Below are 17,224 nucleotides of genomic sequence, written 5' to 3'. Positions count from 1 at the left end.
GGGGCGAGGAACTAGCAGTGGGGATGGACAGAATCCCCACTGATTAAAGTTTCACTTTATCGGATTTTGAAAGGAACTACTTTTATTTATCAGAATTTTCCGTTATCATTTTAAGTATTCGTGAACAATTTCCTTTATTACACAGGAAGAGACGATAGATTATTAGACATTACGAGGGGGCTTATTAATGCAAATAAATGAAGAAACATATTTAAGTATAGAAGAGATTATTTCATTACCAGCTTTATCAAGTACAAACATAAGTGATGATGGAAAAAATGTAGCATTTGTTAAGAAGACAGCTAACTGGAAAGACAATACATATAGGAATCATATATGGATATATGAAAAAGATAAGGAGCAGAGTTACCCATTAACAACTGGGGATATAGATAGTATACACCCATTATGGTCCCCAGATTCTAGGGATATCGCCTACCTTAGCTCAGTTGGTGAGGGGGATAATAAGAAAAATCAAATCTTTGTTAAGTCAATAGATGGTTATGGTGAGTTACAAATTACTGATGAGAAAGAAGGGATCAGTAATTTTAAATGGGAGCCTAGTGGTAAAGGCTTTTATTATGTGGCACAGTCAAAAGAATCAGAGCTGATAAAGAAGCGGAAGGAACTATATGGGGATTTCCAACGTATAGGTAAGGAGTACAAGAATAATTGTTTATATTACATTGAAATAGAAAAAGTGATACAAAATGATAAAGAGGAACATGAAAATAGCGGTGTTTATCAACTAACTAATGGGAAGGATTTTCATATCCACGAATTTGATATTTCAAATGATGGGAAAAAGGTTGTATTTATGGCTACACCAAGCTCAAATATGGGAGATTATATGAATGGAGATCTATACATACTAGATATTAAAGCTGGAGAGCTACAAAAGATGAATATGGATAAGTTGTTGGGAGGGAGCGTTTGCTTTTCTCCTGAAGGCAGCAAAATATGCTACTCAGCAAGCATAAGGGAGAAGGAGTACTATAAGACTCATATACAAGACAGTACATTAGAGATATATGATATGAATACTGGAGAGGTAATTCGGCCTTTAACAAACTTTGATAGTACGGTTATGCCATTACAGTGGACGGCTAAGGGGATTTTAATTAGATGGCAGGATAAAACTAACTATCGTATTGGATTGCTATGTGAGGATGGCACTGTGGAAATGTTAAGTGACAAAGTAGATGGCTTTATAATGAATGCTTCTATAACAAGGGATGGAAATCATATATCCTATAATAAGGCTATTACAAATGAAACCTTTGAAATCTATTTAGACGATAAAAAAATAACGAATGAAAATAGCTTTTTCGAAGGAAAGCTTAAAAGTAATAGGGAAATAGTCTCATGGAAAAGTAGTGATGGTCTTGAAATAGAGGGTGTTTTATCGACTCCAGTAGAGTTTGACGCAAATGAAAAATATCCCTTATTAGTAGTAATCCATGGTGGTCCGGCTTGGGCATCCTTCCCGATATTTTCAGAGTGTTTTAATGAAAAATATCCTATTGAGCAATTTATCGAAAAAGGCTTTATAGTTTTAGAGCCGAACTATAGGGGAAGTTCTGGTTATGGTAATGAATTCTTAAAAGCAAACTATCGAAAACAGGGAATTGCTGACTACGATGATGTTATATCTGGAGTGGATAAACTAGTTGATCAAGGGATTGTAGATAAGGGTAGAGTAGGGGTTATGGGATGGAGCAACGGGGGATATATATCAGCTTTCTGTTCTACATATAGTAGTAGATTTAAAGCTATTTCAGTTGGAGGTGGAATCACTAACTGGAGTACCCATTATGTAAATACAGATATCCCTTACTTTATTAGAATGCATTTAGGAAATACTCCATGGAATGATCCAGATATATATACAAAAACATCGCCAATGACATATATTAAATCAGCCTGTACTCCCACCTTAATCCAACATGGCGAAAAGGATGCAAGAATTCCAACTCTAAACGCATATGAGCTATATCAAGGATTAAGGGATATGGAAGTGGATACAGAATTAATTATATTTAAAGGAATGGCATATAGTTCTGACCAGCCAGGAATTAATGTGGCTATTATGAAGCAGAATTTGATGTGGTTTTCACACTATATTCTTGGAGAAAGTATGAAAGATTTTAGGACTTTATAATGGATATCCTCACAGGATACATAAGGATGAAACAGTCTCATAAGGAGGGCTGTTTTCATATTTATCTTGTGATTGTAGCTCTTGCTTCTGGTTCATCTGCAAGTATACGTATTATTGGATTTTCAGATAGCCTAACGTTATAAGGTAGCTTATAACGTTTAAATTACTTCTATAGATAAATTTGTATTATATCGAATTGTGAATAGTTTAGGTGATTTATTGTATATCAAAAAACCGAAATCTGATTATAGATTTCGGTTTCACTTTATGTGAGAAAATGATCGTGTTTCTTATTAGCTTATATTTAAAAGATGAACTGTTCTTATGCAGTTTTACTTAATTTATATGCTGCACGGCTATTTTTTTTGAAAAGTTTTTGGAAAACATAACCATCTAATCCGATACGTCCAGCATTCTGTCCTGCAACTAAAATGAACATAGTTAAAATAAGTAGGTTTGGGTTTACACTAACAGTTCCGCTTAATAAAAATGAAAGGTTCATTATGATTCCGAAAAATGCAGCTGTTTTTGTTAATCCACCTAAAATTAAACCGAGACCTACTAAAATTTCTCCCCATTGAACTAGAAAGCTAAATAGGTCTGCGTTTGGAAGAACAAAATGTTGAAGGAAATCTGCCCACCAACCTTGTACTGCAGGGTGACTACCTGATGCTTGAGCGATAGCTCCTTTTAGAAAACCACTTGCATCAAAAGACTGTCCAACAACTTTTCCTATTCCAGCAGCAAGCCACGCATATCCTATGTAAAATCGTAAAAATAATAATATGAAAGCAGCACGTTTATCAGTTCTTAAAAAGTTGATAACCATTGAAATCCCTCCAATGTATTGTATTTACATGTTTATTATATATCCATTGTGAAAAGATTCACAATGGATAAAGTGTGAACAAAAATTATGATTTTTCATTTGTACATAAAGTATTTGGAAATTTATTTTTTAGAGGATGAACAATAAATGAGGGATGGGAGCTCTCCACTAAAATAGATAGCTCCCATAGTAAACAGATTAATGTACATTCTTTTAACTATCTACTATTAGTGTATCTTTTCTTTTCCTTATTATTTCTCCGGTTTTATATAAGGAACAATTTGTGCAGTAACCCCTACAGAAGCACCACGAATAAAGTCTTGGTTTTCTAATGCCTTAAAGTTTTCTGTTTTTCCTGTTAGCATAACACCTAAAATTTTCACTTGATCGAATGGTTTGTTTTTGTTTGATTTTAAAAACTTCTGGATGTCTTCGTCATGTCCATCGTCATCGTATTGGTTAAGTGAATCAACGAACTCTTTATACGCTTCTTCAGGGGACTTGTCTGGATTAAATCCGTAAACGGGCATACCAGCAGGTCCCTTGCTTTCGTCTCCAATTGGTGAGGTCATATATAACCATACAATGTTTAAGTTGTCTGGAATTTTTTCTTTAATTTCTTGTAGTGTGTAGGGCTGATTGAAAGAGATAGCAACTTCGGCAACATAGTTGTTCATTTGTGAAACTTCCCCTAATTCATTTTGGACACCATCAAAATATTCCTTAATAGCGGGATTATAAAATGTTGCAAACTTTTTCTTTGTTTGTTTATCGTACTCGTAGAACTCTGTATCGGACCAATAAAAACCAGGTGTTAATTCATTGGAATCGATATTGGTACGGAGCCAACCATAGGAACTTGTTAATGTGTTCCATGGGACTACATAACCATTAATATTTTTAGAACGATTTGATATAATATTGCCGCCAAACATGGATGAGTTACTCGTTACTTGAGAATCAATTTGCACATTCGGTTCTGCAATTGCATTATGTAAAAAGAGATGTTCGTGAAGTTTCGTAGAACTTTTCGCCGCGAAGAAATTACCGATCTTATAAATTATAGGGATAAGTATTATTACGACGATAATAGAAGTAATAATGGTTTTGAGTAATTGCTTACGTTTCGCTTTTTTTAACGCATCTTTTAAAGAAGTGTCCATTAAGTTTTTCCTCCTACTGTAGAATGAATTGTTTTACGTGCGCGATGTAATTTTTGTTTGACACTGTTCACTTGAATATCTAATATTAGAGCGATTTCTTCATATGAAAAGTTGTAATAGTACTTTAAAAAGAAGGCCTCTTTATATTCTAATTTTATATCTTTTAATAGATAGAAAATCTCATCTTTATTTAAAACAGCGTCTAATTCTTGGTCTGTATATTGTAGTTTTGAATAAATCTCTTCAGTTAAATAAATGTTTTGCTGTTCTTTTTTTCTCTTTAAGTCAATGTATTCGTTTAGTGCGACTCTGAAAAACCATGGACGTATGTTACTCTCGGTTAGATCATCTAGCAATGTGTATACTTTATAGAAAGTATTTTGGATGATGTCTTCTGCATCTTCTTTTATAGCTCCTTTCGCTAGTAATAGCTTGAACACTTCCTCTCCTAAATTGATAAGATAGGAGGTCAATATTTTTTCTTTTCCCATCATTTTTCCTCCTTACACTTATACAACGAATAGGTAATGGTAAATGTATACACTTAAATTCAAATTAGTTATTAACTACGGTTTATAGTACATGATACTTCATGAATAGGAGTAATTATTTCGTTTTTTGAAATATTAAATCTTTAATGTTAAAATAAAATTTGGAGATATATGGAGAGGGGACAAAGACTCAATATGTGGATGAACTTGTAATGATTAGAAATTAGATAGATGAATTTTTCTCTCATAAGCGAGGGGTTATTTAGCTATCTGTAAATCATTCAAGGACTGCATATTTAGCTTGTACATCCCTTTTGTAAGGATAGATGCCTATGTGGGGAAATTTATATCTCTTATATAAAATATGCGTCCTTTAAACTTGGAGGAGTATAGTGTGAATCAATTAAAAAATAAAGTAGCTGTTGTTACAGGAGTTAGTCGTCTAGATGGTATTGGAGCAGCTATTTGTAAAGAATTAGCTGAAGCAGGATACGATATATTTTTTACGTACTGGACGAATTACGATAAAGAGATGCCTTGGGGCGTTGATCAAAATGAACAAATACAATTAAAAGAAGAGCTGTTACAAAACGGTGTGAAAGTATCAAGTATGGAGTTAGATTTAACTCGGAATGATGCATCAAATCAGCTTATAAATAAAGTTACTGAACAACTAGGGTACCCTCATATATTAATTAACAATGCAGCGTATTCTACGAATAATGATTTCTCCAATTTGACTGCTGAAGATTTGGATAAACATTACATGGTAAATGTTCGCGGCACTACATTGTTAAGTAGTGAGTTTGCACGTGGATTTAATAAGAAATCAGGTGGTAGAATCGTTAATATTACTTCGGGACAGTTTAAAGGACCTATGGCTGGCGAGTTAGCCTATGCAACAACGAAGGGAGCTATTGATGCTCTCACTAGTACTTTGTCAGCAGAGGTAGCCCATTTAGGTATAACTGTTAATGCAATTAATCCAGGGCCAACTGATACGGGATGGATGACAGAAGAGATAAAAAGAGGATTAAAACCGATGTTTCCTTTCGGCAGAATTGGTGAACCGAAAGATGCAGCGAGGCTTATTAAGTTTTTAGTAAGTGAAGAAGCGGAGTGGATTACAGGACAAGTTATTCATTCAGAAGGTGGATTTAAGAGATAATTTTATAATTAAAAAGAAGGTATCTCATTTCAGTGAGATACCTTCTTTTTAATCTTTCTTCAATCTTCGCGCTATACCATTCCCTAATGACTGTAATCCTTGAACGAGAATGATTAAAATAAAGACTGTTGCATACATCACTTCAGGTTCGTAGCGTAAATGTCCGAATCGATATGCTAAATCACCGAGGCCTCCAGCACCTACAAGTCCAGCCATTGCTGTTGCACCGATTAAGCCAATTGTTGCGATTGTTAATCCAAGTACGAGAGACGGACGGGCTTCTTTAACCATAACGTGCCAAATGATTTTTATAGTAGAGACTCCCATTGCTTGATATGCTTCAATGACACCACGATCCACTTCTAATAAAGCAGTTTCCATTAAACGTGCAATATAAGGGGCTGTAAATACGACAAGTGGTACGATAACACCTTGTACGCCAATTGATGTTCCCATTAGAAACTTTGTGAAAGGTAAAATAAAGAATAATAGAATGATAAATGGAAGAGAGCGAATGACATTAATAACTGTATTAAGAATAGGATAGATAATTTTATTTTCTCGCTGTCCACCAGGTCTCGTTAAAACAAGTGTGACACCAAGTGGTAATGCAATAAGGATAGAGATAAGTAATGAAATAGATGTCATTTGAAATGTTTGAATTGTTGCTTCCCATATTACGTTACCCCACTCATCCAAAAAGGGCTTGTTTCCCATAATCTGTTCTACCTCCTTCTACGATAATTCCTTGTTCTTGTAAAAATGATAAAGCACGGTTTACTTCATTTTTGTCACCTTGCATATGAACGACCAGTTTCCCATATGCCTCATGTTTTAACTGCGTAATATTGCCTGATAAAATATTAGGATATACCTGAAAACGTTTTGTAGCGACAGCTAACGCTGGTTCTCCTGAAGCGGTTCCTATAAATGAAAGTGTTACGATTTCTCCAGTGCTTTGTAGCTCTTTCTGTACCTCTTCTGGAATTTTAGCTGCAAATGCGCTATTTACAAATTTCTTCGTTGTTACATGTTGTGGGTTTGTAAAAATATCTTTTACGGTTCCACTTTCGACTACCGCCCCATGTTCCATAACGGCAACGTGGTCACAAATACGCTGGATGACATTCATTTCGTGTGTAATTAGTAAAATCGTGATTCCAATTTCTTCATTGATTTTTAATAACAAATCAAGAATAGAATCGGTCGTTTCCGGATCTAATGCGCTCGTTGCTTCATCACTTAATAAAACTTCAGGCTCATGAGATAGTGCACGAGCGATCGCTACACGTTGTTTTTGGCCACCAGATAATTCACTTGGATAGGCGTCTTTTTTATTAAAGAGATCAACAATGCGTAAATACTTTTCTACCCTTTTTTCAATTTCATTTTTGGGAAGACCAGATAGACGTAAGGGTAGTGCGATGTTTTCATAAACGGTAACGGTTTTAAGTAAATTGAATCCTTGAAAAATCATGCCGATCTTTTGTCTCGCTTTTGCGAGTTCTTTTGTCGATAAGGTTGTTAAATCTTGTTCGTTTATAATGATATTTCCTGTCGTTGGTTTTTCTAATAAATTTACACAGCGAATTAATGTACTTTTACCAGCGCCGCTATATCCAATGATTCCAAATACCTCGCCCTTTTTTACTTTAAGGGAAGTTGATTTAAGGGCCTCAACATTCCCTTTTTTTGTTGTAAATACTTTGGAGACGTTTTTTAATTCAATCATTATAGTCAGCTCCTACCAAGACGGTAAAACAGAACCATCAAATTTTTTCTCAATGAAATCTTTTACTTCTTTAGATTGATAAGCTTTCTTCAATTTATTTACAACTGCATCATCTTTATTTTCAGTACGAACAACGACCCAATTCACATATGGTGAATCCTTTCCTTCGCGGAAAATAGAATCTTTCGCTGGGCTTAATTTTGCACCTAATGCAAAGTTTGTATTAATTGCAGCGGCTTTCACTTCACTTAGCTGCGTTGGTAATTGAGATGCCTCTAATTCAACAATCTTTAATTTTTTTGGATTTTCAATTACATCTTTTGCAGTTGCCTTTTCTGTAGCTTTTGGATCGACTTTTAAAATCCCTGCTTTTTCAAATAGTTTTAAAGCTCGAAGTTCATTTGTTGGATCGTTTGGTACAGCAATTGCGTCACCCTCTTTTAATTCTTTTACATCTTTTAAACTTTTAGAATATACGCCCATAGGGAATGTTACTGTTGAAAATACTTCAGTTAATTTCATGTTGCGTTCGGCTTTAAATACATCTAAATAAGATTTAGTTTGATAGCTATTTACATCGAGGCTTTTTTCATCTAAAGATACGTTTGGCGCTACATAATCATTAAATACCTTTACATCAATTTCGAGACCATCTTTTGCTGCAACTTCCTTCACCTTTTCAAAAATTTGTTCATGCGGTCCACCTGTTACACCAACGGTAATCTTTTTCTCATCTAATGCTTTTACCTCTTTATCAGAATTAGCACCACATGCACCTAACAATAATACAGCTCCACTTACAATACTTAATAATACCTTTTTCATCTATAATTCCCCCTTAATATACGTTCCAAAATAAAAAGCACCTCTCAAAAATAAGAGAGGTGCCGAATAGACGAAATAGGTTCCTCTCTTATCTTCCAAAACGAAAATCGTTCTGCAGGAATTAGCACCTTAGCTTATACGTTATAAGCTCGGTTGCCGGGCATCATCGGGCCAGTCCCTCCGCCACTCTTGATAAGAGTATGTGTATGTAGTTTTTAAATATGGTATTAATAGTAAATCTTACAAAAAGAATTGTCAATATTATTTTCTGAATATATTTTATTTTAAGGTGATGGAAACATTCCCTTTTTTATGTCCGGTCTCTACGTACGTATGAGCCTCTGAAATTTCTTCTAGCGGGTAAGTTTTATCAATAACTGGTTTTAATTTTTCTTCTTCCGTTAGCATTTTTAGTAGAAGCATATCTTCTTTGCTTACTTTTGCCATCGTTCCGTTGACTGACACGTATTTACCGTTAGCTGTTAATGCACTCTTGCAATGGGATTTTTTAATTTTTCCAACTGCATCGAATATAATATCGTAGCGTTCATCTCGCTTTGTAAAATCTTCTTTCGTATAATCAATTACGTGATTAGCTCCTAAAGATTGTACTAACTCAAAATTTGAATTGCTACAAACAGCTGTAACAGTCGCACCGAAATATTTAGCAAGTTGCACAGCAGCGGTACCTACTGATCCGGAAGCGCCATATATAAGTACTTGCTGTCCTTTTTTTATGTGTCCTTTTCTCAAAAAATGTAATGCTGAAGTGCCACCAAAAGGAATAACAGCAGCTTCTTCATATGTTAAATTGAGGGGCTTTAATGCTATCAATCCGCTTTCATGCACACATGTGTATTCAGCATAACCACCAACGTTCAGTCCTGTTAATGCAAAGACTGGGTCTCCTTTTTTAAATTGAGTTACATCCGTTCCTATTTCTTCAATTTCACCAGATAATTCTACACCGAGTATAGGCCTTCTCGGTGTTCTGAAACCTAATATAATTCGCATAGGAATCCAAAATAATAGGGGGCTAGAAAAGCTCCGCATTCTACAATCTCCAGTAGTTACACTTGTTGCGTGAATCTTAACTAATACTTCATTCTTTTTAGGAGTAGGTTTCTTTACGTCTTGAAGCTTGAGAACGTTAGGTGGCCCGTATTTTGTGCAAATAATTGCTTTCATAGCAACCTCCTGAATAAAGTTATTTTCCTCTACATCATATTTAAATTTTTTTAAAATCATGCTTATGGTTTCACTTCATAGTAAGTAAAAGAAGGATAGTTCTTTTTTACAGTGTAGTATTTTCCTTTTAAAAAAGTAGGTACAATAAAAATAGAGAGAAGTACTAGTGAGATTAGAATTTCAAACGAGGAGAGTGCCATTTGAAAAAAAGAAAGATAGCAGTTGTTATTGTAGCGTATACAGTGTTGCTCGCGACATCTATATATACATACAAAGAGCAACTGGATCATCCTATTATGAGTGATGTAGGAAAGTTACTTCCAACGAAAATTAAACGTGTTGAAAATGCTGAGGATGAAAATTCATTTAAAAAATTAGTGCAAGATGCAAATGCTTCTGGAGAGAAGATTTCTATTGCAGGTATGCAACATAGCCAAGGCGGACAGACGTATTATCCGAACGGCACGATGCTTGATATGAAGGGCTATAATGAAATATTAGAGTTTGATCCGGAGAAAAAGAGGATTAGGGTACAAAGCGGTGTCACATGGAATGACATTCAAAAGAAAATCAATCCATATGGTCTTGCAGTTCAAGTGATGCAATCTCAAAATATTTTTACTGTTGGTGGTTCATTAAGTGTAAATGTACATGGGCGTGATATTCGTCATGAAGCATTGATTGATACAGTAGAGTCGTTCAGATTGTTAATGGCAGATGGTACGGTACGTAATGTAAGTAGAGAAGAAAATGTGGACTTGCTTCCGTATGTAATTGGGGGATACGGATTGTTTGGTGTAATTTTAGATGTGACGCTAAAGTTAACTAATGATGAATTATATGAAACGCATACGAGGGTACTAGACTATAAGGAATATTCTTCGTATTTTAAGGAGAAGGTGAAGAAGGCTGAGAATATACGTATGCATTTAGCGCGTATTTCTGTTGCACCAAAGTCGTTCTTGAAAGAAATGTATGTGACGGATTATGTATTGGCAGAAGATCAGCAGAAGCTGGGAGAATACAGCGAATTAAAGGAAGAAAATATTATAGCCGCACCGAAGTTTTTGCTTGGATTATCGCGTTATAGTGATTGGGGAAAGAATGCATTTTGGGATATACAAAGAAGTTATTTTGAACGTACAGATGGTAAGTATGAAACTCGAAATAATGTAATGAGATCTGATAGTGCTTTTATGGAATATGATAATCCGAACTTGACCGAAGTTTTACAAGAGTACTTTGTACCAATAGATAGTTTTGCAGAGTATATAGATGATTTACGAAGTGTTTTAAATGAAGAGGAATTAAATCTTCTTAACATTACAATCCGCTATGTAGAAAAGAATGAGAATGCGGTGCTATCTTATGCGAAAGATGATATGTTTGCGCTTGTATTTTTAATTAATCAAGGGCGTTCTGAGGATGAAATAAAGAAAACAAAAGTGGTCATTCAGAAGATGATTGATGTTACTTTAAAGCATAATGGAAGTTATTATTTACCGTATTATTCTTATCCGGAAAAGGAGCAACTAAAGGAAGCATATCCTCGTATAGAAGAATTCCTTCAGAAGAAGAAGGAAGTAGACCCAGAGGAACGATTTGTGAATTTATTTTATAAGGAGTATAGCAAATGACATATAGAAGATTTGTAGCGTCACAAAGCATAATCATGATGGCGGGAAGTATGGTATTTCCTTTTTACATTCTATTGCTTCGAAATGTTGGGAATAGCTTCTCGCAATTTGGCTGGGCGTACGGTTTATTTGCCTTAACTTCAGCTCTAGTATATCCGTTAGTTGGAAGAATCTCTGATAGAGTAGGTGATAGAAAGTTATTAATTATATACGCTTGGTCCATGGCTATATTAATGCTTTGTTTTCCTATTGCAACAGAGGTTTGGCACGTATACATTCTCCAAATTTTAATGGGTATTTTAGGTGCTGTGCAGCGCAATACGGAGAAGACATCATTAGCACGAAAGGTAGCGCATAAGGAAGCTGGTTACGAAATTGGGAAATACCATGTATGGACATCGATTGGTGGCGGGGTAGCTATAATTGCAACTGGTTACTTAGTGGATTTCTTTACGATAGGGACTATCTTTTATATTGCTTCAGTTTTATATGTAGTGAGTGGATTTGTACTAAGTCGCAGTGATAAGTAATTAAAAGTATTTCTATTCCCATTTTTACCTGATTAACCTTTATTTGTTATACTGAAAGGGAAGACAAAAGAAAAGGGGACATTGCCTTTGATGAAATTTATAGTTTTAGCTATTCTCACTTTGTTTTTGATTCCATGGACTAGAAGCGGTAATAAAATTCGCGCGGTGGATAAAGGAGGAAATGAGAAAGTTGTAAAGGGTAAGAAATCATCTATTTTAGTTATTCCTGTTTTATTTTGGATAGGTATTGCAATCTATGAATATTTCTGGCTAATTGATGATCGAGCAGATTCTATTCTTACTCATTATTCTGTTGCAGTAGCGATTTTAATTGGGCTTGTTTTATTTTCACAAGAGCAGGTAGGGAAATTAGAAGGTATGTTAAAAGGACTTCTAATGTTTGTTTTACTCGCAAGTTACGGCTATTTTGGTTATTTGCACGATATAGTAATCTCGCAAAAGAAATATGATTCGGTCGTGAAGGTAGAGAAAGATATTTCAGAGCCATTTACTGAAAATGACCAACCGTTTACAGTTCCGCCTAAAACAGCGGAAAATAAAATGAAAAAGGTATTTGGTGATATTCCAAAAGTAGCTTATTTTGAGCTAGGGGAATTAACGCCACAAATGGTAAATGGTGAAGCCTTGTATGTAGCACCGATAGAAGTTTCGGGATTTTTTAAAGCACGTAAAGCGGAAACAATTCCAGGTTACGTAACAATGTCAGGTACAAATCCTGATGCGGAAGCGAAATTACATCTTGGATATAAAATGAAGTATGTACCAAGCATGTTTTTCGGTAATAAATTAGAACGTGTCGTTCGAAAAGCGGAGCCAAATTTAATTTTTAAAGGGAAACCAAAATTTGAAGTTGATGACAAAGGAAAACCGTATTATACAATGACATACGGTGAGTTTATTTCAGGAAGATCCGGGTTTGAAGTAGAAGGCGTTGTCGTTGTTGATGCACAATCAGGTGATGTGAAACGATATGATAAAGGGAATGCCCCTAAATTCGTTGATGGTGTATTAAATCATGAAACAGCATCTACGTTAAATACGTACTTCGGAAAATATATTCACGGATTTTGGAATACGAAATTCTCACAAACTGACATGAAGATTCCGACTGAGTGGGGGACGAAGGAAGGCGTTACGCCAATCTTCGGAAAGGATGGTAAACTGTATTACTTTACAGACTTTACCTCTCCGAAAGAAGGAGTAGATTCTGCTCTCGGTTACTCATTAGTTGATGCACGTACAGGAAAGTTGTATTACTATAACGGAAAAGAAGTGAAGGGAATTATGGACGGTTCGGCTGCTACAGAAGTAGTAGATAATTCCTTTAAGAGAGAGAAATGGCATGGAACAATGCCAGTTATTTATAACGTATACGGTAAACCTTCTTGGATTGTACCAGTTATTGATGACGGCGGATTAGTACGTGCTCATACTGTTATATATGCTTCTAATGCAAAAGTGTTTGCGTCAGGTTCGACGCAAAAAGAAGCACTTGAGAACTATAAAAATGCGCTAAGCGGAAGTGGTGATTCATTTAGACCGACTTCAAATGGGAAAGAAGCGCAAAAAGAAGGTACTGTACAACGTGTGTATAAAGAAAAATCAGGTGAAAATACGATTGTGTACGTACTATTAGAAAACGAGCAAAAAGTATTTATGGTACCGGCGAAGAAATTCCCATATGCAATGTTTACAGAAGTAGGAGATCCAATTCAAATCACATATTTAGACACAGGAGAAATGATGGCATCTGTATCTAAATTTACAAATAGTAATTTGAAAAAGTAAAGCGATAGAGATTCTATCGCTTTTTTTACATTATTAAACAGGAAAATACGGTATACTTGACGTATATTTATGTTGTAACTATAATTGTTACGATTCGATATTTATATGAAAGGGTGAATAGAAAAAGTGAATGGAGTTAATCACGAAGTATATAAACCTGTAAAGACAAACAGGTTATGGATGATTCTTGTATTAGGGACACTTACGGCAATTGGGCCATTATCGATTGATATGTATTTGCCTTCTTTACCAAAATTAACGGATGATTTACAAACTGGAGCATCCCTCGCACAGCTTACATTGACAGCTTGTTTACTTGGGCTTTCAGTGGGACAATTATTTGTTGGTTCAATTAGTGATATTTACGGAAGACGCAAACCTCTTATTATCGCTCTTATTATTTATGTTGCTTCTTCTTTACTTTGTGCTGTTGCACCATCGATTTGGAGTTTAGTGCTTTTACGTTTCTTACAAGGTGCTTCAGGATCTGCTGGTATCGTTATATCACGTGCAATGGTACGTGATATGTATTCTGGTTCTGAAATGACAAAGTTTTTCTCACTGCTTATGTTAGTAAACGGAGCAGCGCCTATTTTGGCACCGATTATCGGGGGACAATTATTACAGTTCACATCATGGCGCGGCGTTTTTATCGTTCTTGGAGCAATTAGTGTATTCATGCTAATATCAGCTACTTTCGTATTACGTGAAACATTGCCCCCTGAAGAAAGAGAGACGGGTGGATTATCAGGAACGCTTGCAACATACGGAAAGCTTCTGAAAGATCGTTTATTTATGGGGTATGCATTGTCGCAAGGATTAGTAACAGCTGCAATGTTTGCTTATATTTCTGGTTCACCGTTCGTGTTGCAAAATATATACGGGGCATCACCACAACAGTTTAGTTTGTTCTTTGCAATTAACGGTATCGGTATTATTATTGCTAGCCAAGTTACTGGCCGATTAGCGGGGAAAGTTAATGAGAAGACTTTATTTGTTTCCGGTATTATTATTGCGGCTGTTGGCGGCCTATCGTTACTACTTACAATTGTATTAGGAATAGGGTTAATCGGTGTTTTATGCTCGCTATTCCTTGTTGTATCAAGTGTTGGGGTTGTATCAACAACTGGCTTCTCATTAGCGATGAGAAATCAAAAACAGGCTGCAGGAACAGCATCAGCTTTACTAGGATTATTACAGTTCATCTCAGGAGCACTTGTAGCGCCGCTAGTAGGTATTGGTGGAAGCAATACCGCACTTCCTATGGGTGTTGTTATAGCTCTTTGTGAAATTGGTGCTGTGTTATGTTATTTATTCATGGCAAAAAGAAGTGAAAAGCAGTTTGAACTGCAACAAAAACAAAATTTAGAGGCTTAACAAAAAAGAGCTGATTCAAACATTTCTTTGAATCAGCTCTTTTTTTCATTTCTTTGAAATAACCCATGCAAAAGTTACTTGCATAAAGTGACGATACTGTGACAAAAATGTGGGTATATATATTAAGGAATCATCTTAAGTACAAAATTTAGGATGTTCTCGGTATAATAAAACAAGTGGAGATAAAAGAAACTATAATTAGAAGTAGCTGTAGATAAAAGGAGAATTAAAGATGAAGAAGGTTTTGGGTATTGCTGTAATGGGAGGTATGCTCCTTCTAGCAGGATGTAATGGGAATAAAGAAGCGAAAGAACCGAAAGAAAAGGTGGAGCAATCTACTGAACAGACAGAAGATATGAAAGTGTATCAAGAGGTACATGAAAAGTATGATGCAAAAATGAACAAAGAAATTAATAAAGCGTTACAGTTATTTGAAGTGGCAAAAGAAAAGGGCGGTAAGGAAATAACTAATGCTAAATATAAGGAAGACGTGAAACAGGTAACAACGGGCATGTTAGAAGATATTGATCATATGCGTAAAGAAATTCGTGTTCCGAAGTCGAAAGAACAGGAACATGAATTATATGTTGGTTTCTTAAATGAATCAGAACAATCAATGAAAAAATTGCAGAAGTTAGCAGAAGAAGAAGACTCCTCGTTGATTCGTGATATAGAAATTAATTTTGCAACAGCATCGACATACTATAAACGTTTTCAAACAGAGGCCCAAAAATAACCTTGCGCATGCGCAAGGTTATTTTTTCTTCTTACCATCTCCATCTTCATCCTCGGATACTAATACTTTCTGTTCTTCGTGAAATTCTGAAATTGTTTGTCCAGTAATATTATCGAATGGAGTATAAAAAGAAGTGATACGTTTTTTCTTAATGAAGAGTTTGTAGAAGCCGATGATGACGAGTATGACGATTGTTAATGGCAATCCTATGCTGGCTAGAAGTAAGGGATCCATCGTATAACTCCTTTAAAGTAATTAATTTTATTATAAGTTAAAATAGTGATTTTAAGAAATAACGCCATTAAAAACTGATTTTTCTAAATATATCCAATTTGATTGACTTTTCTTTTTTTCAGAATTATAATTCGAAATATACAATTTGAACCAAATAATAATATAGCAATTTACTTATCCAGAGAGGTAGAGGGACTGGCCCTATGACACCTCAGCAGCGGGTTCTGTAAGATGAACACCGTGCTAATTCCAGCAAGCAAGTCTTGAAAGATAAGTGATGGGCCTTTGTTTATTAAGCCTTGATCTTATTTTTTAAGATCAAGGCTTTTTGTATTTTAAGAAGAGAAAAGGGAGTAATGGGAAAGATACGTCAATAAAACAAAGTAAATTTATGAGTTTAGGGGGTTATCAGAGTGTATGTTGTTAAAAAACTATCAGTTATGGTTTTCACATTATGGGTTATTACGACAGTGACATTTTTAATTATGCATATTATTCCGGGAGATCCATTTTCATCAGATGCGAAAATCTTTCCTGAAGAAGTGATACAAAATATGAGGGCGAAGTATCATCTTGATGAACCGTTATGGAATCAATATGTTGCTTATTTAGACGGTGTAGTTCATTTTGACTTTGGTGAATCCGTTCAATCGACGGGGCAAGGCGTATCAGAGATTATAACGACAGGATTTGGTCCATCAGCAATTATTGGTCTACAAGCACTTGTTATTTCATTGTTAGTCGGGATTGCCGCAGGCACATTTGCCGCGCTATATCATGGGAAAGTGATTGATTATAGTGTGAGCTTGCTTGCGATTCTCGGTATTTCTATTCCTAGTTTTATTTTAGCGCCACTATTTATACAAGTATTCGCCATCCAATTTGAATTACTACCAGTGGCGTCCTGGGGAACCTTCGAGCATACTGTATTACCTTCCTTCGCATTAGCGCTCGGGCCAATCGCGGTTATTACAAGATTTGTTCGCTCTAATATGATTGAAGTGTTGCAGAGTGATTATATTAAGCTAGCGAGAGCGAAAGGTATACCAATTAAGAAAATCATTATAAGACATGCTCTTAGAAATGCAATTGTTCCGGTACTTACATTTGTTGGCCCATTAATGGCTGGACTTTTAACAGGAACTTTCGTGATTGAAAAAATCTTTTCAATTCCTGGTCTAGGAAAATATTTTGTAGATAGTATTTTTAACCGAGATTATCCGGTAATTATGGGAACAACCATCTTCTATAGTGCGCTATTAATTATGTGTATCTTTATTACAGATATCATTCATCGTATTGTTGATCCACGTATTCGTTCTATTACGTAAGGAGGGGAATATT

Annotated in this window: 16 protein-coding genes and 2 riboswitches; of the genes, 8 read left to right on the top strand and 8 right to left on the bottom strand. The window is 35.3% G+C overall.

The window, feature by feature from the left end:
* Positions 1-187 precede the first annotated feature (187 nt).
* On the top strand, positions 188-2,161 hold the full coding sequence (locus ACP6L7_RS27465; protein WP_097831174.1) for a S9 family peptidase: 1,974 nt from the start codon (positions 188-190) through the stop codon (positions 2,159-2,161).
* A 322-nt stretch (positions 2,162-2,483) separates the two neighbouring features.
* Here ACP6L7_RS27465 and ACP6L7_RS27460 read toward each other — a convergent pair whose 3' ends face one another.
* From ACP6L7_RS27460 to ACP6L7_RS27450, 3 genes are all read right to left on the bottom strand, one after another.
* On the bottom strand, positions 2,484-2,990 hold the full coding sequence (locus tag ACP6L7_RS27460; protein WP_098361708.1) for a DoxX family membrane protein: 507 nt from the start codon (positions 2,988-2,990) through the stop codon (positions 2,484-2,486).
* A 251-nt stretch (positions 2,991-3,241) separates the two neighbouring features.
* Complete coding sequence (locus tag ACP6L7_RS27455; RefSeq protein WP_097831175.1) at positions 3,242-4,153, bottom strand: sigma factor regulator N-terminal domain-containing protein; 912 nt, start codon at positions 4,151-4,153, stop codon at positions 3,242-3,244.
* Entirely contained in the window at positions 4,153-4,644 is a 492-nt protein-coding gene (locus ACP6L7_RS27450; protein WP_097831176.1) for an RNA polymerase sigma factor, read from the bottom strand. Before ACP6L7_RS27450 ends, ACP6L7_RS27455 begins: the two co-directional genes overlap by 1 nt.
* 364 nt (positions 4,645-5,008) lie before the next feature.
* On the opposite strand from ACP6L7_RS27450, the gene ACP6L7_RS27445 reads away from it, so the two are divergent.
* Positions 5,009-5,812, top strand: coding sequence for an SDR family oxidoreductase (locus tag ACP6L7_RS27445; protein ID WP_097831177.1), 804 nt, complete (start codon positions 5,009-5,011; stop codon positions 5,810-5,812).
* A gap of 48 nt (positions 5,813-5,860) precedes the next feature.
* Here ACP6L7_RS27445 and ACP6L7_RS27440 read toward each other — a convergent pair whose 3' ends face one another.
* The 4 genes from ACP6L7_RS27440 to ACP6L7_RS27425 all read right to left on the bottom strand — a co-directional run bounded on the left by ACP6L7_RS27440 (position 5,861) and on the right by ACP6L7_RS27425 (position 9,557).
* Positions 5,861-6,529, bottom strand: a complete 669-nt coding sequence (locus tag ACP6L7_RS27440; RefSeq protein ID WP_097831178.1) for a methionine ABC transporter permease — start codon at positions 6,527-6,529, stop codon at positions 5,861-5,863.
* The gene (locus tag ACP6L7_RS27435; protein WP_097831179.1) at positions 6,504-7,544 is read right to left on the bottom strand and encodes a methionine ABC transporter ATP-binding protein; all 1,041 of its coding nucleotides are present in this window, start codon (positions 7,542-7,544) and stop codon (positions 6,504-6,506) included. Before ACP6L7_RS27435 ends, ACP6L7_RS27440 begins: the two co-directional genes overlap by 26 nt.
* 12 nt (positions 7,545-7,556) lie before the next feature.
* A complete protein-coding gene (locus ACP6L7_RS27430) occupies positions 7,557-8,369 on the bottom strand; it encodes a MetQ/NlpA family ABC transporter substrate-binding protein (protein ID WP_097831180.1) in 813 nt (270 codons plus the stop codon).
* An 85-nt stretch (positions 8,370-8,454) separates the two neighbouring features.
* Positions 8,455-8,568: riboswitch (SAM riboswitch) on the bottom strand.
* A gap of 80 nt (positions 8,569-8,648) precedes the next feature.
* Entirely contained in the window at positions 8,649-9,557 is a 909-nt protein-coding gene (locus tag ACP6L7_RS27425; protein WP_097831225.1) for an NAD(P)-dependent alcohol dehydrogenase, read from the bottom strand.
* 200 nt (positions 9,558-9,757) lie between these two features.
* Between ACP6L7_RS27425 and ACP6L7_RS27420 the strand changes: the two genes are divergently transcribed.
* The 5 genes from ACP6L7_RS27420 (at position 9,758) to ACP6L7_RS27400 (ending at position 15,646) form a co-directional block, all read left to right on the top strand.
* Positions 9,758-11,194, top strand: coding sequence for an FAD-binding oxidoreductase (locus tag ACP6L7_RS27420; protein WP_097831181.1), 1,437 nt, complete (start codon positions 9,758-9,760; stop codon positions 11,192-11,194).
* Positions 11,191-11,724, top strand: a complete 534-nt coding sequence (locus ACP6L7_RS27415; protein ID WP_097831182.1) for an MFS transporter — start codon at positions 11,191-11,193, stop codon at positions 11,722-11,724. Before ACP6L7_RS27420 ends, ACP6L7_RS27415 begins: the two co-directional genes overlap by 4 nt.
* Positions 11,725-11,814: 90 nt before the next feature.
* On the top strand, positions 11,815-13,533 hold the full coding sequence (locus ACP6L7_RS27410) for a DUF3981 domain-containing protein (protein WP_097831183.1): 1,719 nt from the start codon (positions 11,815-11,817) through the stop codon (positions 13,531-13,533).
* Positions 13,534-13,650: 117 nt separating this feature from the next.
* Entirely contained in the window at positions 13,651-14,910 is a 1,260-nt protein-coding gene (locus ACP6L7_RS27405; protein WP_240523184.1) for a multidrug effflux MFS transporter, read from the top strand.
* A 232-nt stretch (positions 14,911-15,142) separates the two neighbouring features.
* Positions 15,143-15,646 carry a hypothetical protein gene (locus tag ACP6L7_RS27400; protein ID WP_071744487.1) on the top strand — a complete coding sequence of 168 codons (504 nt, stop codon included), beginning with the start codon at positions 15,143-15,145 and terminating at the stop codon, positions 15,644-15,646.
* An 18-nt stretch (positions 15,647-15,664) separates the two neighbouring features.
* Here the strand turns inward: ACP6L7_RS27400 and ACP6L7_RS27395 are convergent, their stop codons facing one another.
* A complete protein-coding gene (locus ACP6L7_RS27395) occupies positions 15,665-15,880 on the bottom strand; it encodes a DUF3951 domain-containing protein (RefSeq protein ID WP_097831184.1) in 216 nt (71 codons plus the stop codon).
* A gap of 171 nt (positions 15,881-16,051) precedes the next feature.
* Positions 16,052-16,157: riboswitch (SAM riboswitch) on the top strand.
* 136 nt (positions 16,158-16,293) lie between these two features.
* Here ACP6L7_RS27395 and ACP6L7_RS27390 point away from each other — a divergent pair.
* Entirely contained in the window at positions 16,294-17,211 is a 918-nt protein-coding gene (locus tag ACP6L7_RS27390) for an ABC transporter permease (RefSeq protein ID WP_097831185.1), read from the top strand.
* Positions 17,212-17,224 lie beyond the last annotated feature (13 nt).

It is taken from the genome of Bacillus silvicola, from assembly GCF_050524305.1.
In the GTDB taxonomy this organism is placed as follows: domain Bacteria; phylum Bacillota; class Bacilli; order Bacillales; family Bacillaceae_G; genus Bacillus_A; species Bacillus_A cereus_AT.
Note: the sequence above shows the minus strand (reverse complement) of the source record. Positions and strands in the feature narration are given on the sequence as shown.